At 72.5% G+C, this 9,542-nt stretch carries 9 protein-coding genes; 2 read left to right on the forward strand and 7 right to left on the reverse strand.

What is annotated here, in order from left to right:
- Positions 1 to 99 precede the first annotated feature (99 nt).
- The 5 genes from RWM17_RS09020 to RWM17_RS09040 all read right to left on the reverse strand — a co-directional run bounded on the left by RWM17_RS09020 (position 100) and on the right by RWM17_RS09040 (position 6,566).
- Positions 100 to 1,278 carry a glycosyl hydrolase family 8 gene (locus tag RWM17_RS09020; protein ID WP_314102886.1) on the reverse strand — a complete coding sequence of 393 codons (1,179 nt, stop codon included), beginning with the start codon at positions 1,276 to 1,278 and terminating at the stop codon, positions 100 to 102.
- A 136-nt stretch (positions 1,279 to 1,414) separates the two neighbouring features.
- A complete protein-coding gene (locus tag RWM17_RS09025; protein WP_314102887.1) occupies positions 1,415 to 2,305 on the reverse strand; it encodes a DUF4397 domain-containing protein in 891 nt (296 codons plus the stop codon).
- Between the two features lie 98 nt (positions 2,306 to 2,403).
- Complete coding sequence (locus RWM17_RS09030) at positions 2,404 to 4,407, reverse strand: hypothetical protein (RefSeq protein ID WP_314102890.1); 2,004 nt, start codon at positions 4,405 to 4,407, stop codon at positions 2,404 to 2,406.
- Complete coding sequence (locus RWM17_RS09035) at positions 4,404 to 5,897, reverse strand: glycosyltransferase (RefSeq protein WP_314102893.1); 1,494 nt, start codon at positions 5,895 to 5,897, stop codon at positions 4,404 to 4,406. The genes RWM17_RS09030 and RWM17_RS09035 overlap by 4 nt, the downstream gene beginning before the upstream one ends.
- A 120-nt stretch (positions 5,898 to 6,017) precedes the next feature.
- A complete protein-coding gene (locus tag RWM17_RS09040) occupies positions 6,018 to 6,566 on the reverse strand; it encodes a GtrA family protein (RefSeq protein WP_314102895.1) in 549 nt (182 codons plus the stop codon).
- 144 nt (positions 6,567 to 6,710) lie between these two features.
- On the opposite strand from RWM17_RS09040, the gene RWM17_RS09045 reads away from it, so the two are divergent.
- Entirely contained in the window at positions 6,711 to 7,715 is a 1,005-nt protein-coding gene (locus RWM17_RS09045; protein WP_314102898.1) for an aldo/keto reductase family protein, read from the forward strand.
- Between the two features lie 179 nt (positions 7,716 to 7,894).
- Entirely contained in the window at positions 7,895 to 8,446 is a 552-nt protein-coding gene (locus RWM17_RS09050; protein WP_192041204.1) for a YceI family protein, read from the forward strand.
- 139 nt (positions 8,447 to 8,585) lie between these two features.
- Here RWM17_RS09050 and RWM17_RS09055 read toward each other — a convergent pair whose 3' ends face one another.
- Both RWM17_RS09055 and RWM17_RS14055 read right to left on the reverse strand, forming a co-directional pair.
- Positions 8,586 to 9,332: a membrane protein insertase YidC gene (locus tag RWM17_RS09055; RefSeq protein ID WP_314102901.1), complete on the reverse strand. Its 747-nt coding sequence runs from the start codon at positions 9,330 to 9,332 to the stop codon at positions 8,586 to 8,588.
- 60 nt (positions 9,333 to 9,392) lie between these two features.
- On the reverse strand, positions 9,393 to 9,542 hold the full coding sequence (locus RWM17_RS14055; RefSeq protein ID WP_399540357.1) for a DUF6412 domain-containing protein: 150 nt from the start codon (positions 9,540 to 9,542) through the stop codon (positions 9,393 to 9,395).

A 9,542-nucleotide genomic window follows, 5' to 3' on the forward strand; every position in this document is an offset into this window, starting at 1 on the left:
CCGCGACGGCGGCGACGGTGGCGCCCCCGGCGAGCAGCAGCACGGCCGCGCCGAGCGCGATCGCGGCACGTCGGTGCGACGAGACGAACTGCGACACGGTCATCGGGACACCGCCAAGGGCGAGCAGGCGCCGAGGGCCGAGCCCTCGCCGTCGAGCTGGAGGGAGGCGAGAGCGGCCCAGGCCGCGCCGTAGTAGGTCGGCGTCGACTGCGCCAGCGCGTCGGCACGTCCGAGGTCGGCCGCGGCGGCGTCGGGCTCTCCTGCACTGGCGAGCGCGGCGGCACGGGCGGCGTAGGCGAGCGGGCTCTGGTCCTGGCCCATCTCCTGGCCGCCCAGGTCGAGCTGCATCGGCAGGTCGGGGTAGCGCTGCAGCACCGGCGCGAGCCGGGCCGCCAGCGCGACGTCGACCGGGTCGCACGACTCGGCGTACCGCAGGGCGAGCCGACCGGCGTCGTAGCTGTACTGGACCGTGCCCGACGAGCCGTCGGCGCTCGGCAGGGGGACGACGGTGCCGTCCTGCTGCACCTGCGCCCAGTCGCTCGGCAGGGCCGTGGCGGTCAGCACGTTCGTCGTGACCGCGCGGGAGCCCTGCTCGAGCTCGGCCCAACGGGGGTCGCCGCTGGCCTCGCCGAGCTGCGCGAAGGCGGCCGGCGCGGCGTAGGAGGGGTTGTACGACCACGGGCCGGAGCCGGCGGCCCAGGGGCCGGGGAGCAGGATGCGCCCCACGTCGGTGCTCGCCGTCATCTCGTCGAGCACGTGCGTGCCGAGCTGGATCCCGTCGGCGGTCCAGGTGGGTCGGTCGAACGCGGCGCCGGCGAGCACGAGCGCCCTGGCGGCGTCGACGTCGGCGTCGCTGGCGGGCATGTCGTCGACGACGGCGCCGTCGGCCCAGCGCCAGGCGAGCAGTCCGTCCTGCCGGACCAGCTCCTCCTTCGTCCAGTCCCAGATGGCGGCGAAGCGGTCTTCGTCGCCGACGGCCGCGGCGACGAGCATGCCGTAGGCCTGCCCCTCGCTGACGGTGTCGTCGCCCTGGTCGCGTCGGACGACGCGGCCGTCGTCGTCCACCCACTCGTCGAGGAAGTCCTCGCCGATCTGCGTGGCGCTGCGGGCGTCGGGAGTGCTGTCGCCGGTACCGGGGTCGCTGCTCTCGGCAGGCCCCCCGGCGGTGCGGTCGGGGGCGCCGCCGGGTGCTCCGACGACGAGGAGGGCGATGCCGGCGGTCACGGCCACGGCCGCGACGACCACTGCGGCGAGCAGTGCCTTCGTCTTCTTCGTCATGTCGTTCCTCTGAGGGTCTCGGTGTGGCTCACGGAGCGGAGTCCGTGCGGGGTGCTGCGTGCTGCGTGCAGGGTGCTGCGGGCGGGTCCCGAGGAGGCGCGGCGACGGTGGTCGCTCACCGCGCCTCCTCGGGATCTCAGGCCCCGAACCAGCTGCGGACGGTGGCCCAGAAGCCCGCGGGCTCGTCCTTCGCCGGGTGCTCGGCCAGGTAGCCGCCGCCCGTCTGGACGCCGCCCACGGGGGCCTGCGCCGTGGCCGCGCTGTCGACGACCGGAACGACGGTGAGCCCGCCGGTCGAGTTGTCGAGCACGAACAGCGTGTTGATGCTGCCGGCCGCGAGGTCGACGTCGCTCGTGCCGGTGACCTTCTGGCCGGTCAGGTCGAGGCTCCAGGGACCGGCGGCGACCTCGGCGTAGCCGCTGGCGCTGCCGAACGAGGCCTTCGACGCGATGGTCGTGCCCGTCGTCGTCGCGACCGAGACGGTTTTGCTCACGGTCGCGGCCTGGAACAGGCGGACCTTGGCCTGGCCGTCCGTGGGCGGGGTGAGGTCGTCCTTGACGACGCGGGTCTCGAGGTCGTCGTTCGGGCCGTAGGCGAGGGCCGTGATCGGCTGTCCGCTGTCGACGGTGACGTTCGTCGTGATGACCGGCTTCGCGTCGGCGGGTGCGTCGGCGGCGGTCATCGAGACGACGTAGGTGCCGGGCGTCAGCGCCTGGTACGGGCTGACCTGGCCGAACGTGACGTCGTCGAGGTCCATGACGACCTGGCCGCCGGCGAGCGAGGTCAGGGTCACGTCGACCGACTTGGTGTCGGGCGAGAGGTGGCCGACGCGGACCCAGCCGTCGCCGTCGGCGGCGTGTGCGGGCGACGCGCCGACGAGCGACCCGGCGAGGGCCACGCCGGTCGCCGCGGTGACGGCGAGGACGGTCACGAGACGGCGCCTCGGGGTGAGGGTCGAGGAGTCGGTGGTCGAGGAGGCTGTGGTCGAGGAGGCGGTGCGTGCGGTGCTGCTGTGGAGTGAAGCCATGAGGGCGGTTCCTTTCCGGTCGGGTGCCGCGTCCGAGAGGGCGCGACGGCGGTGAGGAGGGGTGTCGGGGGTCGTGTGCACGACCCCCGACGCGGTGGTCAGTCGGACAGGACGCCCGACGGGGCGACCGCGGAGAACGTGATGCGGAGGCCGTCTCCCTGCGGCTCGATCGAGGCCGGCTCGTAGGTGTCGCCGAGGCCCCGGAGGAGCGTGTCGAGCTGCGCGACGGTCTCGCCGCCCTGCGGCGTGACGTCGAACTGCCGGAACACGGACTCCTGCTCGCCCGGCAGGGCTGCGGGGTCGGCGACCGAGATCGGCGCCACGGCCGCGAGCTGGCCGAGCACGATGAGGGCACGCGGGTCGAGGCGGCCGTCGCGGAGGGCCTGGTCGAACGTGGCCGACACCTGCAGGTCCGGGTTCTGGGCGAGCTCGGCCCCGGCGGCGGACCGCGCGGCGGCGGCGGCGTCCGCGGAGCGCTGCGCCTCGGCGGCGCCGTCGCTGTCGATCCGGCGGACGTTGACCTGCTGGTCACCGTCGCCGAAGGAGGCCACGACGGTCGAGCTCTCGAGCGCCGAGCGCACGTCGGGCGACCCTGCTCCCGAGGTCCGGACCGACTCGGTCTCGAAGAGGTAGTCCGAGTCGCGCCAGCCGTTCGGCGACTGCGCCTGGACGGCGCCGTCGGTGTCGATCTTGTAGAACCAGATCACGTTGTCCCGGGCGAAGCCGGCACGGACCAGGTCGACCCACACCGCGTCGTCGACGAGGAGGCGGCTGTCCTTCGGGACGTTGGTCTCGACCCAGGTCTCGGCGTTGCGCATCGGCGCGTCCAGGTCGGAGTCGAGGAAGCCGCGTAGCTGCACGGCCCAGAGGGGCACCAGCGCCACCACGGCGGCGACGGTGAGCGCGATCCACGTGACGGACCCCGTGCGGACCGCGGCCGTCGACACGGCGCCGGCCCGGCGCGCCCGCACCGACTTCACGGCGGCGTCCGTGACCGCGGCGATCAGCAGCGCCGCGAACGGCAGCAGCATGATCACGTACGGCACCGGCAGGTACCCGCCGGGACGGAACATGAAGGCGATCAGGAAGACCATCATCACGGCGACCGGACGGACCCGCTTCATGAAGAGGCCGACGACGGAGGCGAGGGTGCCGACCACGATCAGCACCTGGTCGAGCTGCCACCACTGCGAGACCGTCGCGAAGAAGAGGCTGCCGGTGTCGAACACCGAGCCGCTCGCCTCACGGGTCGCGAGCTGGAACTGGATGCCCTCGAGCAGGCTGACCCGGCCGGCGCCCGGCAGCAGCTCTCCCTTGACGGCGGCGAGCGCGACGTAGCCGAGGCCGACGAGCACGAGCAGGCTGCCCGCGATCGAGAGCGTGTAGCGACGGGTCGACTTGTCGGCGCCGCGCCACATCATCCAGGCCAGGAACGGCAGGGCGAGCAGGTACGTCTCCTTCGAGAGCACCGCGATGCCGAACGAGACGGAGGCGGCCGCGAAGCCGGCGAGCTGGTAGCGCTTGCTGAGGGCGAAGACGAACGCGGCGAGCAGCCACGGCGTGGCCACGTTGTCGAGGTAGACCGTCCGGTGGAACTGGAGGGCCAGCGGCGACACGGCGAACACGAGGCCGGCGACGGCCGCGGCGGGGCGGCTGAGGCCGAGCTTGCGGGCGAGCAGCCAGAGCAGGGCGACCGCGACGACGGTGAAGGCGAGCATCGCCTCGCGGCCGGCCAGCACCGCGACGTCGTAGCGGTCGAAGGCACCGGTCAGGGCCGTGTAGGCCGAGATCTGCAGCCAGCCCACCGGGGGGTGGTCGTACCAGTAGGTGTAGTGGGCGAGCTCTCCGAGGTTCTGGACGGCCCAGGCCTGGGCCGTGTACGTGCCCTCGTCGTCGATCCGCTGCGGCGAGCCGGCCATGTTGAAGGCCTGCACGACGGCGGCGATCGCCATCAGGGGCAGCAGCCAGACGAGGCTGGCGCCGTGGCGGCGGAGCCACCCCGGCGAGCGTGCGGGGGCAGGCTGCACGGGCGTGCCGGGACGACGCGGCGCCGTGGCGATGCGGTCGTCGACCGCCGTCGGGCGGTTCAGCGTGCTGGTCATCGGTCACCTCCGGTCATGGCGAGGGCGGGCTCCTGCTGGGACGCGCGGGGCGCCTCCTGCGGGGCTGGGGTCTCGGCGGGGCGGTGGGCTCCCGTGTGCTCCGTCTTCTCCCAGGCGTTCATGCCCCGGATCTGACGGAAGACGGCTCGCACGGCGGCGAGGGCGAGGAAGATCTGGTAGGGGATGAGGCCCCAGATCAGGCGGAAGTAGTCGCGGGCCCGGACCTTCTGGCCGTAGGTGCGGCCGAACTCCCGGAGGCCCGTGAACTCGACGGCCAGCAGCACCAGGGTCGGCGCCAGCGGGATGAACGAGACGAGCGCGATGGCCGTCGGCACCTTGATCGTGAAGATGAGGATCACGGAGATCGGGATGAGCAGGCCGGTGGCTGCCTGGATGAACGGCATGGTCAGCAGGTAGCGGGCCATGAGGCGCTGGCGCAGGCGCGGCAGCTTCTTCCACTCGCCCTTGCCGTAGACCTGCATGAAGCCCTGGTTCCAGCGGGTGCGCTGCTTCAGCAGCGACACGAACGTGCCGGGGGTCTCCTCGCGGGTGACGACCTCGGGGCTGTAGGCGACGACGACCTTCGCGCCGGCGCTCGACAGGCGGACGCCCAGCTCGCAGTCCTCCGCGAGGCACTCGGCGTCCCAGCCCTCGGACCAGTCGAGCCAGTCCTTGCGGACGAAGACGGTGTTGCCGCCGAGGGGGATGAACTTCTCCTTGGCGTGGAAGTGCAGGCGCGAGCGGAACCAGAAGTAGTACTCGAGCACGTTGCGGAGGCTCCACCAGCTCGTCTGGAAGTTCATCAGCTGCACGCCGCCCTGGACCACGTCCGCGTCGGTCTCGCTGAAGCGCGAGTCGACGAGCGTCAGGAGGCGCGGGTGCACCTCGTCCTCGGCGTCGAACACGCCGACGATCTCGCCGCGCGAGGTCTGCAGCGCGAGGTTGAGCGCCTTGGGCTTGTTCTTGGGGACGCTCGAGTCGACCACCACGCGGATCAGGTCGGGGTGGCGTGCCGCGGCCTCACGGGCGACGCGCTCGGTGCCCGGGTCGTCGTGGCCGACGATCGCGATGATCTCGAAGTCGGGGTGGTCCTGCAGCGCGAGGCGGTCGAGGGTCTGGCCCATGACCTCCTCCTCGTGCCGTCCGGGGACCAGCAGGGTGAACGAGTGGCGCGCGTCGAGGGGGTCGGAGCTGAACTGGCTGCCCTCGAGGTTGTCCTTCGAGCGCCAGGCGTGCAGCATCCACCACAGCGTCGAGACGGCCACCGCGGTCAGCAGCAGCGACACGAGGACGAGCGACGAGTAGCCGATCCACTCGAAGGGGCTCCAGTCGGGCAGCGAGAAGCCCGAGAGGGCCTCCCCCGCGCCGGACGTGGCACCGCGGTTGGGCACGAACTGGTCAGGGCTCGTGGGTGCCTGCGGCGTCAGCAGGGGCTGTGGCTCGCCGGCGGCGAGCAGGGAGTGCACGGGGTGCGTCGGGTCAGTCGACACGGTCGTTCTCCTGTCGGGTCAGGGGTGGTCGGTGGTCTCCGGATCGCGACGGTCGGGTGCCGCGAGCGGGGTGGTGCCGATGGTGCGCGGTTCGGGTGGTGCGCGGTGCGGGTGGTGCGGTCAGCGGGCGTCGGCCGTGGCCGGCGCGAAGACGAACCAGCGGTAGGCGACGTAGCGGAACGCCGTGCCGAGCACGAGCCCCACGCCGTTCGCCGCGATGTTGTCCGCGAGCTGGCTGGTGTGGCCGAGCACGTAGTGCGACACGAAGAGGCACAGGGAGGCGATGGCCAGCCCCCCGACGTTCACGAGGCCGAAGACGACGGCCTCCTTGAGCACGGCACGGCCGCGGTCGGCACGGAACGTGAGGTAGCGGTTGCCGAGCCACGCGACGGCGGTCGCGATGATCACGGAGATCACCTTCGCGCCGATCGGCTTGTCGTCGAGCAGCGTGACGCGCAGCAGGTTGTAGACGCCCACGTCGACGACGAAGGCGATGCCGCCGACGAGGCCGAAGGTCGCGAGCTCGCGGAGGCGGCTCGCCACGCGCACCGAGACGGCGGCGCGGGCGGGCACGGAAGACGTCGCCGAGGAGGCGGCGGCAGGGGCGACGCCGGGAGCGTCGGCCGGTCGGGTGGTCACCCTCTCGTCGAGGGCGGTGGCGTCGGGCATGACACCGATTCGGGGGCCCCCCGTAAGGGGGTTTGCCCGGGGTACGCCCTTGTGTGCTGGTTGCCAGGTTGACGTCACGCGCTGTTCACATCGCCGTCCCGGGTCTCGCTCGCCTCGCGCCCGGGACGCGCGTAGCGTGAGCCCATGGAATTCAGATACCTCGGACACAGCGGTCTCAAGATCTCTGAGATCACCTACGGCAACTGGCTGACGCACGCGTCGCAGGTCGAGAACGACGTCGCGACGCAGTGCGTCCGCGCCGCCCTCGACGCGGGCATCTCGACCTTCGACACCGCCGACGCCTACGCGAACACGGGCGCCGAGACGGTGCTCGGAGCGGCGCTCGCCGGCGAGCGCCGCGAGTCGCTCGAGATCTTCACGAAGGTCTACTGGCCGACCGGCCCCGCAGGCCACAACGACACGGGCCTCAGCCGCAAGCACATCCTGGAGTCGATCGACGGCTCGCTGACACGGCTGGGCACCGACTACGTCGACCTGTACCAGGCGCACCGCTACGACAGCGAGACCCCGCTCGAGGAGACGATGCAGGCCTTCGCCGACGTCGTCCGCCAGGGCAAGGCGCTCTACATCGGCGTCAGCGAGTGGAACGCGGAGCAGATCCGCGCCGGCCACGCGCTCGCAGAGAAGCTCGGCGTGCAGCTCATCTCGAACCAGCCGCAGTACTCGATGCTGTGGCGGGTCATCGAGCAGGAGGTCGTCCCCGCGAGCAAGCAGCACGGCCTGAGCCAGATCGTCTGGTCCCCCGTCGCGCAGGGCGTCCTGACCGGCAAGTACAAGCCGGGCGCCGAGCTGCCCGCCGGCAGCCGCGCGACCGACGAGAAGGGCGGCGCGAACACCATCAAGCGCTTCCTCACCGACGAGGTCCTGACCGGCATCGCCGCCCTCGAGCCGATCGCCGCCGACCTGGGGCTCTCGATGGCCCAGCTCGCCATCGCGTGGGTGCTGCAGAACGACAACGTCGCCTCCGCCATCATCGGGGCCTCACGCCCCGAGCAGGTCGCCGACAACGTGAAGGCGGCCGGCGTGACGTTGCCCGCCGAGGTCATGACGAAGATCGACGAGGCGCTCGGCGACCTCGCGGAGCGCGACCCCGCCAAGACGGTCTCGCCCGCCCAGCGCCCGGCCTGAGCCGCCCGCCCCGCGGGCGCGACCCCGGCGACGACGTTCCCGATCTCGTGCCGGAGATCGGGAATGTCGCGCGGGAGGATGCGCTTGCATATACTCGTACCGACCTTCGGTGACACGTCACCGATCCAGATCTCACCGCACGACTCACCACGAAGCCCACAGAACAGCAGGAGAACACCATGGCCATCACCGCAGAGAAGATCCCCGCCGGCACCTGGACCCTCGACCCCACGCACAGCGAGGTCTCGTTCAGCGTCCGCCACCTCGCCATCAGCAAGGTCAAGGGCTCGTTCGAGTCGTTCGACGCCTCGCTCGTCACCGCCGAGGACCACACCGCCAGCAAGGTCACCGCGTCCATCGACGTGGCCTCGGTCAACACGAACCAGAAGGACCGCGACGGCCACCTCCAGACCGGCGACTTCTTCCTCGCCGAGGAGCACCCGAAGATGACCTTCGTCTCGACCAGCATCGAGGAGAAGGGCGACGACGCGTTCCTCGTGCACGGCGACCTGACCCTCCGCGGCGTGACCAAGCCCGTCACCCTGAAGAGCGAGCTCGGCGGCCTCGTCGTCGACGGCTACGGCCAGACCAAGCTCGGCTTCTCGGCGACCACCAAGATCGACCGCACCGAGTTCGGCGTGACCTGGAACGCGGCCCTCGAGGCCGGCGGCTTCACCCTCGGCAACGACGTCACCGTCACGCTCGAGATCCAGTTCGTCCTCGCGCCGTAGTCGCACCCGTCGCGAGCGCACGTCGCCCGCGTCCCCGGAGGGCCCGCACCTGCAGTCGCAGGGGCGGGCCCTCCGTCGTGGGCCGCGCTTCCTCGCGCCGGCGCTTCGTCGCGCCGGGGCCTCCGCGTGCCGGTGCCTCCTAGGCCAGCACCCGGCGGAGCAGCGCCCGCTCCCCCAGCGTCCACGCCGCGCTCGTCACCATGTACAGGGCAGCGGCGAGCGGGACGGACGCCGCGACGACGACGGTGACGAAGGGCAGCACGCGCGCGACCGTGGCGAGGCCGGGCAGCGCCTCCTGCCCGGGCGCCGCCACGAGCGGGCCGGCTGCCCGGAGATCGGCCCGTCGTCGCAGCTCGACGACGAGCGCGAGCACGACCAGCAGCACCACGAAGGGCCAGACGGCACCCGCCGCGACGCCGCCGACGACAGCACCGACCGAGCCCACCAGCGAGGCGCCGAGCGCCGCCCCGGCCAGGACGTGCCCGAGCAGGGCGTTGGCGTGCCCGGCGATCACGGGGTGCGAGAACAGCGACCAGACCGCCGTGAGCACCGGCGCCTGGGCGAGCGTCGGCAGGCAGCCCGCCAACGGCGAGACCTTCTCCGACGTGTAGAGCGCCGCCGTCGCGCGCTGCAGCGCCTGGGGGTCGCGGATCCGCCGACGCAGGTCGGCGAGGGCGGGCGCCAGGCGGCGACGGCCGATCTCCGCCCGCACCTGCGACACCCCCACGGGCACCAGCAGGACGCGGACGGCCAGGGTCAGGAGCACGACGGCCAGCGCGGACGACGAGGCGCCGGCGATCGGCTCGACGAGGTCGCTCAGCGCGACGACGACGGTGTGCAGGCCGTCGAGGACGACGGCGAGGGGCGGGAAGGCGGACAGGTCCATGGTGGTCCTCACGGCAGAAGGGAAGAGGTCGCTTCTGGCCGTCGGGCGCCGCGGGCGCGGCTAGACGGCCGGGAGGAGCCGCCCCGGCGCCCGTGCGCGCACATGTCCGTCGGAGTCGGGGTCGCGGGCGAAGACGAGGAGGCGCACGTCGGCCGCCTCGGTCAGCACCGGACCCGGCACGGCCGCGCCCAGCCCCGCGAGCGCCAGCAC

The sequence above is a fragment of the uncultured Frigoribacterium sp. genome (genome assembly GCF_963515265.1).
Classification (GTDB): Bacteria; Actinomycetota; Actinomycetes; order Actinomycetales; family Microbacteriaceae; genus Frigoribacterium.

Excerpts from the sequence above, each read along its gene's own strand:
- RWM17_RS09020 (WP_314102886.1), bottom strand. The coding sequence starts at position 1,278 with ATGACGAAGAAGACGAAGGCACTGCTCGCCGCAGTGGTCGTCGCGGCC.
- RWM17_RS09050 (WP_192041204.1), top strand. The coding sequence starts at position 7,895 with ATGGCCATCACCGCAGAGAAGATCCCCGCCGGCACCTGGACCCTCGAC.
- RWM17_RS09040 (WP_314102895.1), bottom strand. The coding sequence starts at position 6,566 with ATGCCCGACGCCACCGCCCTCGACGAGAGGGTGACCACCCGACCGGCC.
- RWM17_RS09030 (WP_314102890.1), bottom strand. The coding sequence starts at position 4,407 with ATGACCAGCACGCTGAACCGCCCGACGGCGGTCGACGACCGCATCGCC.
- RWM17_RS09055 (WP_314102901.1), bottom strand. The coding sequence starts at position 9,332 with ATGGACCTGTCCGCCTTCCCGCCCCTCGCCGTCGTCCTCGACGGCCTG.
- RWM17_RS09025 (WP_314102887.1), bottom strand. The coding sequence starts at position 2,305 with ATGGCTTCACTCCACAGCAGCACCGCACGCACCGCCTCCTCGACCACA.
- RWM17_RS09045 (WP_314102898.1), top strand. The coding sequence starts at position 6,711 with ATGGAATTCAGATACCTCGGACACAGCGGTCTCAAGATCTCTGAGATC.